Genomic DNA, 17,764 nt, shown 5'->3' with positions numbered 1-17,764 from the left:
ATAATTCCATGTTTTCTTTTTTAAAACCTGATCCTGTTAAAAAACTCGAGAAACAGCTAGATCTTATACTCGAGCAAGCTATGAATGCACAAAGAAAAGGTGATATAAGACAGTATTCTCAGTTAACACTTGATGCAGATAACCTTGATAAGCAAATTCAAAAGCTTAAACAGAACAAAAACCAGCAATAATGGTTAACGCTACCTAGGGCCTTAGCCACTTATTCGATAAGCCCTAAAGCGCATCGAGATTCTCAAGTAAGTATTCAGCACGGGAAAGAATAGCTTGTTGTTGCTCTACACTTTGTCGGTTCCAACTTTTATAGGTCAAAGCAGTTCGAGGGTTATGTTCAAATCTAGTTTTATGGCGTTGCAGAAAGTGCCAATAGAGCGAGTTTAGCGGGCAACTATTATCAGACGTTTTATCTTTTACGTCGTACGTGCATTCCCGGCAATAGTCGCTCATTTTATTGATATAGTTACCACTGGAGGCATAAGGCTTAGTTGCAATCAGGCCACCGTCAGCGAATAACGCCATACCTCGAGTGTTGGGCTGCTCTACCCACTCTATCGCGTCGACATAAATACCTAAATACCACGCATCAACTTCATCTGGCTCAATACCTGCTATTAACGCAAAATTACCTGTCACCATTAATCGCTGAATATGATGAGCATATCCATAAGTCAAACTTTGCTCTATCGCTTGTTGCTGACAACGCATTTGTGTTTTACCGGTCCAAAACCAATTAGGAAGTTTACGAGTAGCATTAAGGGCATTGGTGTTGGAATAACTGTCGCCATTAACCCAATATATTCCTCTGACATATTCGCGCCAGCCAAGAATTTGCCTGATAAAGCCTTCAACTTGTGCCAATGATATCTTGTGTTGATTTTGATTAAAGGCATCAATTGCCACTGAGATAACTTGCGCAGGACTTATCATTTTACTATTCAATGCAAAGCTTAATCTCGAGTGATAGAGGCTCCATTTATGCTCAGATTTTGCAGTCATTGCATCCTGAAACCGACCAAAATTAGCTAAACAATGTTGGCAAAAAAAGTTGAGTAAAGCGATCGATTGCTTCCTAGTTACTGGCCACAATAACTCTGGTTCAGCCTTGCCAAAAAACGACACTTGATGTTTGTCCAACCGCTTTAAGATGTGGCTCACGTCATTAGCGAATGTTAATGGCACGGGCAAATTTTCGATATCAACAGGTTTCAGTTTTTGTCGATTTTCTTGGTCAAAGTTCCATTGCCCTCCCAAAGGGCCACCATCATCCATCAATATGTTGAAACGCTTTCGCATTTTCCGATAAAAGCTTTCTAGACGATGGTGTTTACTGGGCGAAAAGTGTGTAAAGAGTTCTTCGTGAGAAAGTAAGAAATGCTCACTACTTACTTGGTGACGAACTACACCAGAGGGCAAATCAAAGCTAATTAACTGTGCGGATAAGCGAAGCTCATCCGGTTGTTGGTATTCAAAAATCTGACACTGATGTTTTATGAGTAGCGCATTTATCAAAGCAGGTAAATCAGCATAATGGCAAGTTTCATCTAAGGTCATATAGCACACTTGATGACCCGCTTGACTCAATGCTTTAGCGAACTGCTCCATTGCTGAAAAAAACGCACAAACCTTTTGCACGTGATGCTTTACGTAACTGGTTTCTTGCGACAGCTCAGCAATTAAATATAGGGCACTATTATCGACTTCTCTAAACCAGGAATGACTTGCGTTAAGTTGATCGCCAAGAATCAATCTAATCCGTTTAAACTGCTTCATTTGTGCCTTTCCTATTGATGATTTGACGATTACCTCTACAACGTTTTGAGCAATACCTCACCTCTTGCCAAACTTTTTGCCATTTTTTACGCCAGTCAAAACGCCGTTGGCACACTGGACAAATTTTATAGAGTTGATTTTTGTTACTAGGCTTATGACTCATACACACCAACATCAAGCAATTGGCCAGTCAGCTATATCGAGACTATCAGTTATGGATACATTGTTTCCTAGCCACTTTTTAGTATAAGTTGCGTCAGGGTCAAAACACACGGCTTGTTTATCTAGGTTAAAATGCCTACCGCCTCTAGGGTCACACCCTACTCCAGCGATGTACTGCCAGTTTCCCCAATTAACGGCTACATCGTAATCAATGAGATGTTGTTGAAAAAATGCAGCGCCAAATCGCCAATCCATTGCAAGTTCGTTCACTAAGCAGCTCGCCGCGATTTGACGACTCCGGTTTGTTATATACCCTGTTTCGGTTAACTCGTGCATTATTGCGTTTACCAGCGGGAACGCTGTGTTCCCTTGAGCCCAAGATACAAATCGCTCCGAGTAAAAACTGGTTAAGGGTTTACTTTTATTCCGCCCACGAAACTTGAATAATTGCTTACCTAACTGCAGTGCGGCCCATTGAAAGTATTCTCGCCACAGTAACTCAACATAAATCCACTCATTTGAATTATTAACACCATGTTCTGTTTGGTATTGAGTTAAATGCCAATACACTTGACGAGGTGACAAGCTACCTGACGCTAACCAGGGAGAAAATTTGCAGGAGTTATCCCAGCCATCCAATGAGTTACGAGTTTGTTTGTAGTGATCTGCATGCCCGTTTTCAAAGAAGCGAGTCAACTGTTTTGAAGCCGCACGCTCGCCGCCAATAAACTTGGTTAATGAGTGGTTTGAAGCGGTTAATTGATTTGCCAAATTAGCGGGGAATACAAGTGATGTTTCATAGGGAATAACCGAAGAAGGCAGTATATCGATTTGTTGCTCCAACCTTGGAACAGAAAAGTTGCTCGCCTTGTGCCTAAAGGGCGTAAATTGCTTTGGCAACTTGTCAATCAACGCAGGAGTATCACTCGAACAATAAAGAGTATAGTTATCAACCTCTATAACATCGATGTCAGGATTTCTCGCTATCACAGCTTTCAGAATGCGTAGCTCATAAAAACCAAACTGTCTGGAAATGATTAGCGTATCAATGCTTGCCTGGTTAATAATATTACTAATCTCAGCCACTGTATCACCATACAACACCTTAATGCCCTGATTAACCTCACCGAGCGCGGTATGCAGCTCGACAAGGCAATCGTGGAGAAATCGCCAACGTTTACACCCCAAATACTGACACTGATAATTGTCTTGTTGAAGTAAACGATCATCGATTGCATAAACGCAAGTTAACGACTGAGCTCGAGAACAGATAGTTAAGGCTTTATTATCGACAATTCTTAGGTCGTGACTGAACCAGTACAAAGCGTTTTTCATTGTTTAATAAATTCTTAATCCAGGAGTTAAGCACCAATAACGTGCATTACGAACCCAACTTCCTGATAGTTCAACGCTATCTAATAAGCGACTGTTGAGCGACGCTACTTGCCTTTAATCAAGCAAACGTAATACCTAAGCTGAATGCGTGAATATAATATGTATTTACTTGATGGCATCACTGCAGCAAAGGACGTATCTTTTAAGCGCCAACCAAATCGCCACCAGCAAAATCCGGTACAATGAGTAAAAGTGGTCATCTCAGCAAGTTATTATTGAGACGCTGCGCTAAAGGACTTTTAGAATAAAAGGCAAAATAAACGCTAAAAGCGAGTGTTAAGTTTTTTAAATTAGCGAAGTTGAAGCTAAACCTTATCGTGGCATCAACGTATTAAGTACCAAGTGAAACGCTATAAGCAATCAAGGTAAATACATGTCGAACCCTAAAATGACCCAATCTAAAATCCCCTCTTCGCGTTTAGCAAGGTTAGGTAAATTTGGTGGCTTAACTGCCAAAATCGTTGGCAACATGCTTGTAGATGGCACTAAGGAACTAACCCAAGGCAAAAAGGTGAGTCGAAGTCGTTTATTATTAACGCCAGATAACGTCGAACATGTTGCCAACCAGCTCGGTCATCTGCGTGGTGCAGCGATGAAGTTAGGGCAAATGTTATCCATGGATGCAGGAGAACTACTTTCGCCTGAGCTCAGTCATATTCTTGCTCGCTTACGATCTGACGCAACGCCTATGCTACACAAGCAACTCAAGGCGATACTCGATGAAAATTGGGGCAAAGATTGGCTAAACAGATTTTCTCATTTTGATTTAAGACCCTTTGCCGCGGCCTCTATCGGACAAGTACATCTAGCCCACTTAGAAAACGGTAAAAAATTGGCTGTTAAGATTCAGTATCCTGGTGTGCGACAATCCATAGCCAGCGACATTGATAATGTTGCGGTGTTACTCAAGTTATCAGGGTTATTACCCAAACATCTAGAAATGGATAAGCTGCTAGAGCAAGCAAAGTATCAACTGCAAAATGAAGCAGACTATCATCTTGAAGCAGACTATATCGCAAAGTACCAGACCCATATCAACACCAATGAGTTCTCACTACCTCAGGTCGTATCTGAACTATCAAACAAAAATATACTAGTGATGGATTTTGTTGAAGGGATCAAAATCGAAGAAGCAGTCAGTTATCCTGCAGAGCAAAGAAACAAAATCGTCGCCAATTTAATTGCACTTTTTCTACAGGAACTCTTTGATTTCAGATTGATGCAAACAGACCCAAATTTTGCCAACTTTTTATATCAACCACACACAGAAACAATCGGTCTATTAGACTTCGGCGCCACAAGAGCAATCCCAGAAACCATTTCCAAGGGATATCGTTCACTCATGAATGCCGCTGTGCAAAAAGATAAACAGGCAATGCAGGTTGCCGCCAAGCAAATCGGCTTTTTTGGTTCAGCAATCGATCAAAGCTACCTCGACGACGTGTTGGATATTTTTGAGCTAGCATGTGAGCCTCTTCGCGTTAACCAAGAATATGACTTTGCATCAAGTAACTTAGCAACACGGGTGAAAACCAAAGGCTTGGCAATAAAACAACAAAAACACCAATGGCATACTCCACCAGTTGATGCTGTATTTATTCATCGCAAGATAGCAGGCATTTATTTATTGGCAGTAAAGCTGAAAGCCAAAGTCAACGTGCACAGCTTGTTTCAGGCGTATGTGCTGTAGAGGATCAACTTTCTCGAGGCGTGTGAACATAGGTATGTTGTATGTAGTGAACGAGCTTGACTAAACCACTCAACATAAGGCCAATATGGCCACCCCAGTTTAATTACGAAAGAACCTTATTGCATACCGAGGCATCACTTCTCATCAGCCTCGAAATCCATCTAGCGATAGTAGTAACATGCCATGTTATTACTATCGCAGACTGCAGAAGGTTCATGTGTGTTAGGTTTCTTTTTCGAGAAAATCTACCGCTGTAAAATTACTTTTGAAGCTAAAAGCTCGTGGTGTATCTCCATTTTCCCTTAGATACTCTAGCTTTTCTAAAGCCTCATCTATTGACGGTATGTGCCCCTCAGGAACCCACCATAATACATAGCTATCCGTTGGGATATTATCGAACCATTCCTTTTTACGGCGAAGAAAATCTCGATGGTGAGTTCTAAAGATGAAGTTTTTCAGTGCATCAACAGATTTCCACACTGACATATTTACAATAATATTTGGGTCTTCAAAAGCCTGAATATCAGTAGCATCGCCACTTTCATCTTTTAACCGCCAAATAAAACCATCGCTAAATTCAGCTAACTGATTAATAGGATCTAAATTATCTACAAATTCCTTAATTTCAGGTGCGTCTAATGAATATTTGGCTTTAGCTATATTTAACTGTGCTAGGTGCATTAAATCCTCCTTGATGCCTAACGTCCGCTTAAGGGCCGGATAAAACATGGCAATACTTGCGAGTAACGAGAATGAGCCAAGCGTTTTGCGTCCTTTTGAGTACCCTGTTAGGTGAGTGTTTAATCAAGCCCTAAATCTTTTACAATATGTGACTTTAATGTAATTTGCTCTAACGGAACTCCATAGTCTTCATGCAGAATCCTCTTTAAGTAAGCTATAACCGGCTCTATTTCGATAAGAACACCGTTGTTTTGCTCACACGAATTAACGATATATAGAGCTAAGTCACCTACTTTTCCAAGTAAATAGGCGTCTTCATCTGGAATTGAAATATCATACTCTTCTTCAATTTGTATTAGAATTTCGACTGTCTCTAATCCCATGCTTATTCACCAAACGCCGCGTTAAACGGCTAAGTAATAGTTGGCTAAAATGTGTAGCGAAGCGGAACCGAGCCAACTGTTACGTGTCCGCTTATTTGAACCCCTTGTTATATGCCTAGCTGCACCACTCTGCTAGAGCATCACTTGATGAACAACCATGTAGCTTTAAATCTAAAGGATTTTCACCAAATGCGAGTGCAAATTCCTGCTTTCCTTCGACAGTTAACAACCAGTTCACGCCTGATCTAGCTATACCCCAAACAGTTGCTGTTCTGAACGTGTCAAAGTCAGCATCCTCAATTATTGTAGAGGTGACTTTTACAGAGACCGGCTCAATAACAGACTGAAGTAATTGCTTCGCGAGTTGCTCAATATGCTCCTCATAAGTTTTACCTTTCGGAGTAATAATCTGAGGCTCACTGCTATCAAGAGAAGCTTGAATTTTAGTAATTACGTCGACTTTTCTCATGGCATATAACGCTCCGTTAAGGGGCGGATAATGCGTGGCTATAATCGTGAGGAACGAACGTCAGCCACGCGTTAGACGTCCATGCCTTAAACGGCTTGTTATGATTCGTTTTGCGATTTTATTTTGTGCATAAATGAATACCCATCTACATCTCTGGGTAAAACAACTTGATGGTCGGTTTGCACCTTCGGGTTAGTCACCCAATCAATAAAACCCTGTATATCTGCAACAAACGCCTCAACTTCTTGGTTTGTGAAATTTACATTTAATTCGTTTTCACCAGATAAAGTTAATAGATCTGCATGGGCTAGTACTTTGTTGCGCCAATCTTTGATACCTGAATTTTTGTAAAATTCATACAATAGATCAAATTGATTTTGTAATAGTGAGGATTTGGTTTGATTGATAAATCTACGCAAAGACAAGTTTTCGTTACCCATACTCTTAGGTGGATCCATAAGAGTAGCAACTTTAAGGCATATTCTTTCAAGGTAAGCTCGCTGCAAGCGAGAAAAAACAAAGCCATTAAATTTATTTAATTCAGTTATATTGGCTTCTTGTGAAAATAACTGCATATAAAGTGTTAAATCAGTACATATACCTGTGAAGTATTGTTTAAGAGCTTGTAGTTCATTTTGGTTTATATCAGATAAGCTAAAATCTATTTGATTCATAGGATCAAGATGCGCCATCTCAGGAAACCTTTTGACGAAGTCATCAAAGGTACTAGTAGTTACTTTATCGTTACTCATTGACTTCCTCAGAATCATAACGCCAAGCTAAGTGGTGAGTAACTCGTGCCATGTCTGAGCGAATGCGAGTCGGCACGCGTTACGAATCCATCTTGAGCGCCTTGTTATACGATTATAAATTTCTTGCACAAACACAACCATTTAAAACCGAAACTTCAAATATGACAACAAACCTTGCCACTTAACTAACTACGCGAACAAAAATTAATTTTTGACCTTTCATCTACTTGTATGTGACGAGGTTTCAGCACACGCCTTGATTGCGTTAACAGCAAACTCACAGCGCGACCCAATCTCACTTAAAGCGAACGATTAAACTTAAATTGTGCGAGTTTGCAAACAGATAAAATGCAAACTAAACCGAGCCGAAACACTCAACTCACCCACTGAATACACCCAACTTTCCAAATCGTATAACGCCCTGCTAATAAGTGAACCAAGTGCTGGCGGGCGATTTGCTCAGCAAATGGCATGACAGCCTTGGTGAATCTCAGTTTAGCAGCTTGTTAAGTGGCATTTTCATTCTGTTCTACAGATTTCCGGATCTCCGGCAATTGGTACTGTAGTATGCCAAAAATTACAATAAGCGGAATTAATGCAAGCCATAATAATCCATCAAGAAACCACAATGAGGCGAAGAGGATCTGAATAAATACATATAAGGTCAACTTGAGCAAAGATGGAAGTATGAGCATTTGCCCTATTACTAGAAATGGTAAACCAAAGAGCAAAGTACCAAACACAACAAGTGCTGGATGAAACCCAAGAGATTCTGCACCAACCAACCCTTGGTAGAAGTCATAACCAAAAATTACAAATATTGGAAATAGTGACAAAGCCAAATAGAGCGCACTATGCCTTTCCTTAGCTATCAACTTCGAATGTTCATCATTTTTCTGTTGAAGAGTCTTCATGCCATCTTTTGCCATTTAACGCCCTGTTAAGGGGCTTTTTATCAGCCTGCTAAAATGTGTAGCGAAGCGGAACTCAGCAGGCTATAAAAAGTCCCGATTAAACAGCTTGTTATATGCGAATCATGCATACTTAATTGTTTAATGCATAAATTTTATTTATTTCTTTTACACTTAATTTTGATAAAGAACTTTCAACTTGCTCTAAGCTATGTTTTAAATTGAAATACATTGTATGAACTTCACCTTGAGCATTAGTATGTACAGTCTTATCTTCCCAATCGAGATCGCAAGTTTCAGTTACATAATCGTCAATAAAATCGAAAAGTTCATAATCTTCGATACTTACTTTTACAGCACCGTACTGATCTAGGCCGATTTCAATGTGAGGCAATATTTTCTTCATAGCATATAACATTTGTATAGTGCGCATGCGCGTTTACCATGTCAGACCAGTAAAAACGCGCACCACTAAATTATTGAATTGATTCAGCTTACTTAAATTTTATTCAATACACCAGTCTGAAAAACGCGCATGCGCATTTATCTTGCTCGCTTTGTCAGCACAAGTGAGATTAACCATCTGAAAAGCGGCTATATTCTCATTACTCACAAGTGAAAACGCGCAAACGACACGTCTCTAAAACAGTAAAAAGTGGCTAAACCCAATAATACTGTATAAAAACACAGTTATCGCAAGGCTGGTTCAAATCGAATAAAAACTCAAGCTACTTATAAAAAGCCTATAAGCGAATATCGACCGAAATTGGACAGTGATCGCTTAGCGCATTAGAAAGCTCTCTAGAGTACTCACCTTCGAATACCAGCTGCTCAAAAGAACCTTTGACGTAATTGGCTTTAGCGTTGCTATCAAACACGATGTGGTCAATGTAGTCTTTGTAGTAACCGCCCCAGCATTTTGAGTCTTGGGTTAATGTAGGTGACCACAACTGACTCTTATTTGCGCTTTTGTCGCCGCTTTCGTTTGAGGAAAGACTAGGCTCATTATCAGCATTTTGGTTATTTAATGCCTGCCATAAGCCCTGCTCTGGCGTGAATTCATTGGCAATATCTTGCGAGAATCTGCGGTTAAAATCGCCTAATACAATAAATGGTGTTTGCTCCGTTTTGCGGGCATCAATCCAATTTTTTAGTGGTTCCACCTGTTTACTTAGCACTTCACACGCTATCTTGCGCCTTTGCTGTTTCTCATCGGTATTTGGCATAGCTGCTATCGCTTGTTGCTCTAGCGACTTATCAAAACAACCTGACTTTAAGTGCACCGCAAGCAGTCTCACTTCATTACCGCCTCTACTGATAGTCACGTCCATACCATAACGAACACGGCCGACATCGAGTGCTTTGTATTCTATCGCATCGATTTGTAATCCAGCAGATTTGCGTACGGCGACGCCAACTCGCTGTACCCAGTCTTTAGTCGAGAAATAATAGTCATATTGATCGCCCAAAACCTTGTGCGCCCATTCTTGCCCTTCTACTTCTTGCAATGCGATAACATCAGCGTCTAACTGAACTGCATAGCGAGCTAATTCAGCATAATCCGCCTCAGCTCTTTGGTTGTATTCGTGAGAGCTAAGCCAGGCGATATTCCAGGTTGCTAGCTTGATTTCAGCATTACTATCAACATTCTGTGTGTCAGCACATCCGCCAATAAGCGCTATGGCAGGGAGCAGTGCAATCAGTGTTCTTTTTATCATTATTTTATTAAGCCTTTCGCATGAATAGTTTGATATATGTAGTCTGTAAGACCTAGGTGGTAAAAAATAAAGCCTTCCAATGGAAGGCTTTAACATAAATTTATGTATGACTAACGTTTTAACGCTGCATCAATCATTTGCTGTGCTTGTTCAAGTAGCAACTCTAGATGCTCGTTCGATACCAAACTCTCGCCGTACAGCTTAAACAAAGCCTCGGTACCTGAAGGCCTTGCAGCAAACCAGCCATTAGCCGTAGTGACTTTAACGCCGCCAATGGCTGCGCCGTTGCCAGGTGCATGAGTTAACACAGCGGTTATTTCATCTCCCGCTAGCTCAGTTTCAACAAAGCTCTCTTGAGTTAGCGAGGCAAACTTAGCCTTCTTCTTAGCGCTAATTGGGCTATCGATACGTTTATAGAAGCACTGACCAAACTCTTGCTCAAGTTCAGCATAGCGCTGCGCGGGTGTTTGCCCAGTGACTGCGAGTATTTCGGCAGCTAATAACGCTAGAATGAATCCGTCTTTATCGGTACACCAGGTTGTCCCGTCACGCTTTAAAAATGCAGCGCCGGCGCTTTCTTCGCCGCCAAATGCGAGTGTTGCATTGGCTAAACCATCAACAAACCACTTAAAGCCTACAGGTACTTCAACACACTCGCGTTGATGCTTGTGGCAGACTTTATCAATGATGGCGCTTGAAACTAGGGTTTTACCTATACCTAATTCCTTTGACCATTGCGGGCGATATTGGCACAAATAATCAATTGCGACCGCCAAAAAGTGGTTTGGATTCATTAAGCCTGTTTGCGGACAAACAATGCCATGACGGTCGTAGTCTGGGTCGTTGCCTAGGCAAATATCGAACTCATCCTGGTGCGCAAGTAGTCCCGCCATAGCATAAGGTGATGAGCAATCCATGCGGATCTTGCCATCTTTATCTAAGGTCATAAAACCAAAACTTGGGTCTACAGCGTCGTTCACAAGAGTAATGTCTAAACCGTATGTTTCAGCGATATGCTGCCAGTAATAAATACCTGAGCCGCCCAATGGGTCAACACCTATCTTGATATTTGCTTTAGCAATCGCATCTAGATCGATTACATCGCTCAAGCAATTCACGTAAGGCGCAATAAGATCTTGAGATTCTATCCACGGCATTGTCGCGGCAATACCATAGTTAACCTTAGTGACACCGCTTAGTTGCTTAGCAAGATACTCGTTGGCGCGTGACTCGACCCACTTGGTGATCTCGCCTTCTGCTGGGCCACCGTGAGGCGGGTTATATTTAATGCCGCCATCTTGTGGTGGATTGTGCGATGGCGTAATGATTAGACCATCAGTTAACGCTTGTGCATTTACATTGGCGGCAACAATGGCTTGTGAAATAACAGGCGTTGGAGTAAAGCCATCATCTTGATGAACAATCACTTGCACCTGATTAGCACTTAACACCTCAAGCACTGACAAATACGCTGCGTAAGATAACGCGTGGGTGTCAAAGCCCACAATCATTGGGCCATTAATGTCGGCCTGCTTGCGGTAATCAACCACGGCTTGGGTGATTGCCCAAATATGATTTTGATTAAAGCTTGAGTTAAGTGCACTGCCACGATGACCAGAAGTACCAAAACTCACCGCTTGCGTCGCGTCTTCTACATTTGGAATATTGCGATAGTAAAGGCTCATTAGCTTTGGAATATTAACTAGATCAGCCTGAGTAGCTTGCGTCCCTGCTCTATTGTGTACTGCCACAAATTGCTCCTATTAAATATGCTCTACTAAATATGTTTTACGATCGATAACGCTACGCTTTCATCACAACCTAACTGCAATAGCACTTCTTTTAAAATATTGCGTTTCTTTGCGGTGTTGTTATTGGTGGTAACCCAATATGTTGTATCTTCAATTTGCTTAGGATTAGCAGACTGACTTGCCGCCAATAACTCTTGCTTTGATCGAGCAAAATACAAGCGCCCTTTGCCTTGAACCTGCAAAACTTGCTCAAAACTATCGCCGGCAACTTGTGCCAGGCTTTGTAATAAAAACATAAAACGCCCGACGGCACCTTTTTGCTGTGCAATGAGATGTTCGTTGACGATTGTTGCAAAATCATTACTGCTAGCAACAATATTGCTCTTTGTTGTTTCTTCACCCGCAGCTGGTGATGTGACTTCAGCAACTTGTTCAGCCGTGTTGCCTTGCGGCTCTTTTACATCAGCAATATGCTTAGTGCTCACTAGCTTTTCTACCGCTTCTTTCGCTTTGTTAAACAAAGCGTTTTGTTCTTCATTTGACAGCGGTTTGGTTTCTAGGCTTGGTTGGCTTATATGGACATTGCTTTGTTGATCGATATTTTCAACAGTTAACCCTAATAAGCGACGAAGAATATCTGAGGCGCTTTCACCAATGCGCTCTGTTTTACTCGCAATGAAACTATATAATTCTTCATCAATTTCGATGTATTTCATCTCAGTCATTTCCTTTGGCCTTAGGGTAGGATGGATCTTAATTTTGATTAATTTGTGAGATCGCCATGCGATCGCTTATCGAGTTAGTGTAAGACAAGCTGATAGTGATAATAAAGTGTAAATTAAACAAATACCTTGTGCTTGACCGATATTCGTGATGACTGAGCGTTTTTCATGCTTTATCGGCGCAATAGTTTGGTATTTGAAGCCAAGCTTGATCGCTAGCGATAGATAAATCTCGCCAACTACAGCTTGTGATCTTGATCTCACCTTGTGTTTAGCACACAATCGCCGCAGCAAAATTTACTTCCAAAAATAATAAACAATTTACCTCTGAACACACGTATAGGATAACTATGCATTATGAAACGCGCGGCCAAGGACAACCCGTTATTCTCATTCATGGGTTGTTTGGCAATATTGATAACCTAAAAAATTTAGCCATTAGCCTAGAGTCTGACTTTCAGGTTACCCGCGTCGATGTGCCCAATCACGGCTTAAGTACTCATTGGCAGCACATGGATTACGTTAACCTCGCGAGCGCATTTATCGAATTGTTAGATTCGCTAAACATTGAAAAAGCCAACTTTGTGGGGCATTCAATGGGCGGCAAAATCGCCATGGCAATTGCACTGCTGCACCCGAAGCGTGTGAGCGGTTTAGTTGTCGCCGACATTGCGCCCGTTGCTTATCAGCCAAGACATGACGATGTATTTCGCGCATTAAACTCATTAAATCTTAGTGATACCGACCGTAAACGTGCGCTAGCACACATGCTTGAGCACAATATTGATGAAGGCACGGCGCAGTTTTTACTTAAGAACCTGCAGCGTAGCGATGGCGGGTTTAAATGGAAAATGAATTTGACAGGTTTACAGCAAAGTTATCCTGACATTATTGGTTGGCCATTTACAAAGCAAAGTCAGTTGCCTTGGCAACCTTTTCAGTTACCCTGCTTGTTTGTTCGTGGCGGTGACTCCAACTATGTTACCGCTGAGCATCGACAAGAAATAATTGAACAATTTCCAAAAGTTGCTGCGAAAACGCTTAATGGCACTGGTCACTGGCTACACGCACAAAAACCAGAAATATTTAACCGAATCGTTAAAGACTTTCTTGTACAAAATCAGAGCAATTAGCCTTGGTTTTCAGCAAGCACAGTGGTTTTTTAGTTTGCATCAATAGCAGACACTTAAGCGATGTGATATATTCGCGCCTCTTTTTCACCGTACTTGTTGTTCAGGCTTAAAGGAATATAAGGTCACCCGATGTTAAACCAATACATGGAACAGATTGAAACACTTGGGTTAAACTTTTTCTTTGCTGCCATCTTCTTTTTTATCGGCATGGCAATCCGTGACGTATTAAAACAAGGCGATGTGCCAAAGTTTGGTCAGTACATTGTATGGTTAGTATTATTTCTTGGGTGTGCAGGCTTCGTCGCTAAAGGCATTATCCAAATGACCTGGGAAAGCTCAGGGATTGGTTAACAGTTAAATGGCAAAAGAAACAACAGATAGAACGACAATTGACCTTTTTGCCAACGAGAAACGTAGAGGAAGACCAAGAAGTAATCCTCTTTCCCGTGAACAGCAATTAAAGATCAATAAACGCAATCAAATTCAGCGCGATCGCGCAAACGGTTTAAAGCGAATAGAGTTAAAGGTGTCACAAGATTTGTATGACGCCTTGAACCAACAAGCTTTGGCCAGTAACATCAGTCGAAGCCAGCTAATCGAGAGTATTCTCCAGCAGCAAATCGACAACTGATTCGAATACGTAAACGCTTATAGCGCAACAATTTAAGAAAGGATAGACAATGGCAACTGTAGGTCTTTTTTTCGGTAGTGACACAGGTAACACCGAAGCTGTAGCCAAAATGATCCAGAAAAAACTGGGTAAAACTATGGTTGATGTAAAAGACATCGCCAAAAGCACCAAAGAGCAAATCGCTGAGTTCGATTTACTGCTTTTTGGTATCCCGACTTGGTACTATGGTGAAGCACAATGCGATTGGGATGACTTCTTTCCTGATCTTGAGCAAATTGACTTCACTGACAAGTTAGTCGCAATCTTCGGTTGTGGCGACCAAGAGGACTACGCTGAGTACTTCCTTGATGCAATGGGCATGGTTGGCGATATTGTTGAAGCCAAAGGCGGCATCATTATCGGTCACTGGCCAACAGAAGGTTACGATTTCGAAGCATCTAAAGCATTAGTTGATGACAAGCACTTTATCGGTCTAGGTATCGACGAAGATCGTCAACCAGAGCTAACTGAAGAACGTGTTGATGCTTGGGTTAAGCAAATCTATGATGAAATGTGCTTAGCTGAGCTTGCTGACTAATATGTAGTCATCTATTGTAAATTTAAAAGCGGCTTTAGCCGCTTTTTTACTATCTAACGTTTAAAATTAGCGAGGCTGATATTGCTACAATTTAATCAAACTACACGGCTTGTCATTGACGATGTTGTTGTGCAATATCATATCTTTAACCCTAGTGAACCTGTAATGGTCACCTTCCCGCCTGTTTGTCAGGCAATCGCCAAAGACGCTAACTTGGACGATGCATTTGTTTGGGGATTTGATTACTTCGCCAAGAAACACATGAATGTCATCGCCTTTAATCATATCGGCGAAGGCAACTATTTCGACTCACCCAAGCTGTTAGCATTCATTGACGATTTAGCGCCACAACTTAAGCAATTCCCGGCAAGTATCGGCTATGGCGCAAGCCTTGGCGGCTTCGCGTTAGGTTTGTTGGCTGACAGATTGCAGCTTTCCAAAGCATTATTATTGATGCCCCAAAGTACCTACTGCAAGCAAACAGCACCTTGGGACCCTATCGTTGTAAATTCTGTACCTAGCTCGCGCAGCGACATGGCTACACTTGATGCGAAAAGCTGCAAGACGCCCTTAACCATTATTTATGATCCCCTGTCATTACAAGACAAAAACCACATGGATCGCTTTGAGCAAACGCTAACTAAGTTCAAGGTGTATGCTGTTGGCCATCGCATACCAAGAGCACTGCAACATTTGGGTATTTTAAACGATGTTATTTTGCAGTTCAGAAAAGGCGACATTGATGAAGATGCATTTTATCGAGGAATTAGAGGCCGTCGCTACTTAACTTATTACTATCGCGATGCTTATAAAAAACCGACTTCTAGCTACACCAGTAAACGCCTAATGGTCATCTATCGCCATAAAGCAACATATCGCTTAAAAACAGTGAAATTTGAGCCGGCTAAAATAGCTGATCGCTTAAAAACCAGTGTCCAAAAGCGTATCAACAAAATTCGTAAAATATTCAACAATGACAACTAATCCACTTTTAGCAGATCAAAATGGCGTAAATCCAGACGGAACAAATCAAAACGGCGCAGCAAACGGCAGCTCCAAACACTGGGATATCTTTTGTCTAGTTGTAGATAACTATGGTGACATAGGCGTAACCTGGCGCCTTGCCAAGCAACTCGCCAATGAGCATAAGATTAAGGTTAACCTGTGGGTTGATGACCTAAACAGCTTTGCTCACATTTTACCTGAGCTAACCCCTTCAAGAGCAAAACAATCCTTTAATGGCGTAACCATTTATAAGTGGGACGAGACTAATCTAGCGCCATTTACGCCAGGCTCGGTACTTGTAGAAGCGTTTGCCTGTGAGTTACCAAATGCAGTAAAAGACAAACTGAATCAACACAAGCAGACGTTTGGCACACAACCTGTCTGGATTAACCTTGAGTACCTTTGCGCCGAAGACTGGGTTGAGGGTTGTCATGCTCTGCCGTCAATGCAATCAAATGGCTTACAAAAGTGGTTTTATTTCCCAGGGTTTACCACCAAAACAGGCGGGCTAATTTGCGAAAGCAATTTACTCGAAACCTGCGAGCAATGGCAAAGTGACGCTAGCAATAAACTGGCGCTGCTCAATGAATTTGGCATTACTGGCATAAAGGCCAATGATTATTTTATTAGCCTCTTCAGCTATGAAAATAACACTATTAGCGCGCTATTGAATCACTACGCCAGCAAGCCAGAGCAAGCCACGCATGTACTTGTGCCGCAAGGTCGCAGTGTTGCCAGCGTTGAACAATATCTACAGGCTGAATGTGGTTTGACTTACGCCACACTTACACTGGGCAAGCCAGTCACCATAGGGCAAATTACCTTGCACCTATTGCCAATGACTAATCAAGAAAGTTACGACAAGCTACTTTGGAGCTGCGATCTCAACATTGTCCGCGGTGAAGATTCATTTTTGCGCGCGCAGTGGGCACAAAGGCCGTTTATTTGGCATATCTACCCGCAAGATGAAGACTATCACCTAGTTAAGCTCAACGCTTTTTTAGCGCATTACTGTAAAGACTGGCCACAAGATGTTGCTGAGCATTACGTCGAGCTGGTAAATGGATTCAATGTCTACAACGCACAGCAAGTCGCTTGTGAGCTACAAGCGTTCGACGACCAGTTAGAATTCATTGAGCAAATGGCAAAAATTTGGCCACAGAGTGCGATTAATGATACAGATCTAGTATCTCGACTAGTCCAATTCGTCAAAAGTCGTTAATATACGGCAACAAAACAACACCTTGAAATAGGAACTAATGCAATGAAGACTGCTCATGAACTCCGTCCAGGAAACGTGATCATGTTAGATGGCAGCCCATGGGTTGTGCTAAAAACAGAAACTACTCGTTCAGGTCGTAACGCGGCGATCGTTAAGCTAAAGCTTAAGCACGTGCTACAAAACTCAACCACTGAACAAACCTTCAAAGGCGAAGACAAGATGGAAGACATCATTCTTGATCGCCTAGATTGTACCTATTCATACTATGCAGATCCTATGTATGTATTTATGGATGAAGAGTACAACCAATACGACGTTGAAGCTGAGAACCTAGGCGATGCTAAAGACTACATCGTTGATGGTATGGAAGAGCAATGTCAGGTGACTTTCTACGAAGGTAAAGCGATTTCTGTTGAATTGCCGACAACAATTGTTCGTGAAGTAACTTACACAGAGCCTGCTGCTCGTGGCGATACTTCAGGTAAAGTGATGAAGCCAGCTACCATCGAAGGCGGCGCGACAATCACTGTAGCAGAATTCGTTAAAACAGGTGACAAGATTGAAATCGACCCACGTACGGGCGAGTTCAAAAAGCGCGTATAGTATTTTGCGTGCTAAAGCCTAGTAACGCTTAGTTACCCTAGAAAATGCCAGCACTTCGCTGGCATTTTTGTTTGAATAAGTGATTAGCTCCAAATCAAACCCATCATTCAGTACAACTCTCTACCCGCAACATATCTACAACACCGTAATCAGTAGATTATTTCGCTAACT

Annotated in this window: 21 protein-coding genes; 9 read left to right on the top strand and 12 right to left on the bottom strand. The window is 41.7% G+C overall.

What is annotated here, in order from left to right:
* Window positions 1-8 precede the first annotated feature (8 nt).
* Complete coding sequence (locus EXU30_RS19660) at window positions 9-191, top strand: DUF6435 family protein (RefSeq protein ID WP_130602957.1); 183 nt, start codon at window positions 9-11, stop codon at window positions 189-191.
* A 43-nt stretch (window positions 192-234) separates the two neighbouring features.
* Here the strand turns inward: EXU30_RS19660 and EXU30_RS19655 are convergent, their stop codons facing one another.
* From EXU30_RS19655 to EXU30_RS19645, 3 genes are read right to left on the bottom strand one after another with little or no spacing between them, the layout of a single operon-like run.
* On the bottom strand, window positions 235-1,788 hold the full coding sequence (locus EXU30_RS19655; protein ID WP_130602955.1) for a cryptochrome/photolyase family protein: 1,554 nt from the start codon (window positions 1,786-1,788) through the stop codon (window positions 235-237).
* Window positions 1,775-1,951: a DUF2256 domain-containing protein gene (locus tag EXU30_RS19650; protein WP_130602953.1), complete on the bottom strand. Its 177-nt coding sequence runs from the start codon at window positions 1,949-1,951 to the stop codon at window positions 1,775-1,777. Before EXU30_RS19650 ends, EXU30_RS19655 begins: the two co-directional genes overlap by 14 nt.
* An 11-nt stretch (window positions 1,952-1,962) precedes the next feature.
* Window positions 1,963-3,285: a DASH family cryptochrome gene (locus tag EXU30_RS19645; protein WP_130602951.1), complete on the bottom strand. Its 1,323-nt coding sequence runs from the start codon at window positions 3,283-3,285 to the stop codon at window positions 1,963-1,965.
* Between the two features lie 433 nt (window positions 3,286-3,718).
* Between EXU30_RS19645 and EXU30_RS19640 the strand changes: the two genes are divergently transcribed.
* Window positions 3,719-5,035: an ABC1 kinase family protein gene (locus tag EXU30_RS19640; RefSeq protein ID WP_130602949.1), complete on the top strand. Its 1,317-nt coding sequence runs from the start codon at window positions 3,719-3,721 to the stop codon at window positions 5,033-5,035.
* Between the two features lie 222 nt (window positions 5,036-5,257).
* Here EXU30_RS19640 and EXU30_RS19635 read toward each other — a convergent pair whose 3' ends face one another.
* The 9 genes from EXU30_RS19635 to seqA form a co-directional block, all read right to left on the bottom strand.
* The gene (locus tag EXU30_RS19635; protein ID WP_130602947.1) at window positions 5,258-5,716 is read right to left on the bottom strand and encodes a DUF3291 domain-containing protein; all 459 of its coding nucleotides are present in this window, start codon (window positions 5,714-5,716) and stop codon (window positions 5,258-5,260) included.
* A gap of 119 nt (window positions 5,717-5,835) precedes the next feature.
* A complete protein-coding gene (locus EXU30_RS19630; RefSeq protein ID WP_130602945.1) occupies window positions 5,836-6,099 on the bottom strand; it encodes an acyl carrier protein in 264 nt (87 codons plus the stop codon).
* Window positions 6,100-6,214: 115 nt separating this feature from the next.
* On the bottom strand, window positions 6,215-6,568 hold the full coding sequence (locus EXU30_RS19625) for a hypothetical protein (protein WP_130602943.1): 354 nt from the start codon (window positions 6,566-6,568) through the stop codon (window positions 6,215-6,217).
* 98 nt (window positions 6,569-6,666) lie between these two features.
* A complete protein-coding gene (locus EXU30_RS19620) occupies window positions 6,667-7,320 on the bottom strand; it encodes an AbiU2 domain-containing protein (protein WP_130602941.1) in 654 nt (217 codons plus the stop codon).
* A 506-nt stretch (window positions 7,321-7,826) separates the two neighbouring features.
* Window positions 7,827-8,249, bottom strand: coding sequence for a hypothetical protein (locus EXU30_RS19615; protein WP_130602939.1), 423 nt, complete (start codon window positions 8,247-8,249; stop codon window positions 7,827-7,829).
* 115 nt (window positions 8,250-8,364) lie between these two features.
* Window positions 8,365-8,664, bottom strand: a complete 300-nt coding sequence (locus tag EXU30_RS19610) for a hypothetical protein (protein WP_130602937.1) — start codon at window positions 8,662-8,664, stop codon at window positions 8,365-8,367.
* Between the two features lie 310 nt (window positions 8,665-8,974).
* Window positions 8,975-9,949 carry an endonuclease/exonuclease/phosphatase family protein gene (locus tag EXU30_RS19605; RefSeq protein ID WP_130602935.1) on the bottom strand — a complete coding sequence of 325 codons (975 nt, stop codon included), beginning with the start codon at window positions 9,947-9,949 and terminating at the stop codon, window positions 8,975-8,977.
* Between the two features lie 110 nt (window positions 9,950-10,059).
* Window positions 10,060-11,700, bottom strand: coding sequence for a phosphoglucomutase (alpha-D-glucose-1,6-bisphosphate-dependent) (gene pgm / locus EXU30_RS19600; RefSeq protein ID WP_130602933.1), 1,641 nt, complete (start codon window positions 11,698-11,700; stop codon window positions 10,060-10,062).
* 26 nt (window positions 11,701-11,726) lie between these two features.
* Window positions 11,727-12,416: a replication initiation negative regulator SeqA gene (gene seqA / locus EXU30_RS19595; RefSeq protein ID WP_130602931.1), complete on the bottom strand. Its 690-nt coding sequence runs from the start codon at window positions 12,414-12,416 to the stop codon at window positions 11,727-11,729.
* 356 nt (window positions 12,417-12,772) lie between these two features.
* Between seqA and EXU30_RS19590 the strand changes: the two genes are divergently transcribed.
* From EXU30_RS19590 to efp, 7 genes are all read left to right on the top strand, one after another.
* Window positions 12,773-13,555, top strand: a complete 783-nt coding sequence (locus EXU30_RS19590; protein WP_130602929.1) for an alpha/beta fold hydrolase — start codon at window positions 12,773-12,775, stop codon at window positions 13,553-13,555.
* A 129-nt stretch (window positions 13,556-13,684) separates the two neighbouring features.
* Window positions 13,685-13,906, top strand: a complete 222-nt coding sequence (locus EXU30_RS19585) for a DUF2788 domain-containing protein (protein ID WP_130602927.1) — start codon at window positions 13,685-13,687, stop codon at window positions 13,904-13,906.
* A 7-nt stretch (window positions 13,907-13,913) separates the two neighbouring features.
* Window positions 13,914-14,186, top strand: a complete 273-nt coding sequence (ybfE, locus tag EXU30_RS19580) for a LexA regulated protein (protein WP_130602925.1) — start codon at window positions 13,914-13,916, stop codon at window positions 14,184-14,186.
* A 49-nt stretch (window positions 14,187-14,235) separates the two neighbouring features.
* Window positions 14,236-14,763 (top strand): flavodoxin FldA, encoded by a 528-nt coding sequence (fldA, locus tag EXU30_RS19575; protein WP_130602923.1) that lies wholly within the window; start codon window positions 14,236-14,238, stop codon window positions 14,761-14,763.
* Window positions 14,764-14,892: 129 nt separating this feature from the next.
* On the top strand, window positions 14,893-15,747 hold the full coding sequence (locus EXU30_RS19570) for an alpha/beta hydrolase (RefSeq protein ID WP_130602921.1): 855 nt from the start codon (window positions 14,893-14,895) through the stop codon (window positions 15,745-15,747).
* Window positions 15,737-16,990 (top strand): elongation factor P maturation arginine rhamnosyltransferase EarP, encoded by a 1,254-nt coding sequence (earP, locus tag EXU30_RS19565; RefSeq protein ID WP_130602919.1) that lies wholly within the window; start codon window positions 15,737-15,739, stop codon window positions 16,988-16,990. Before EXU30_RS19570 ends, earP begins: the two co-directional genes overlap by 11 nt.
* 42 nt (window positions 16,991-17,032) lie before the next feature.
* Window positions 17,033-17,593: an elongation factor P gene (gene efp / locus EXU30_RS19560; protein ID WP_130602917.1), complete on the top strand. Its 561-nt coding sequence runs from the start codon at window positions 17,033-17,035 to the stop codon at window positions 17,591-17,593.
* Window positions 17,594-17,764 lie beyond the last annotated feature (171 nt).

The organism is Shewanella maritima (genome assembly GCF_004295345.1).
Classification (GTDB): domain Bacteria; phylum Pseudomonadota; class Gammaproteobacteria; order Enterobacterales; family Shewanellaceae; genus Shewanella; species Shewanella maritima.
The sequence above is the reverse complement of the archived record's forward strand: the minus strand, read 5'-3'. Positions and strand labels throughout refer to the sequence as shown.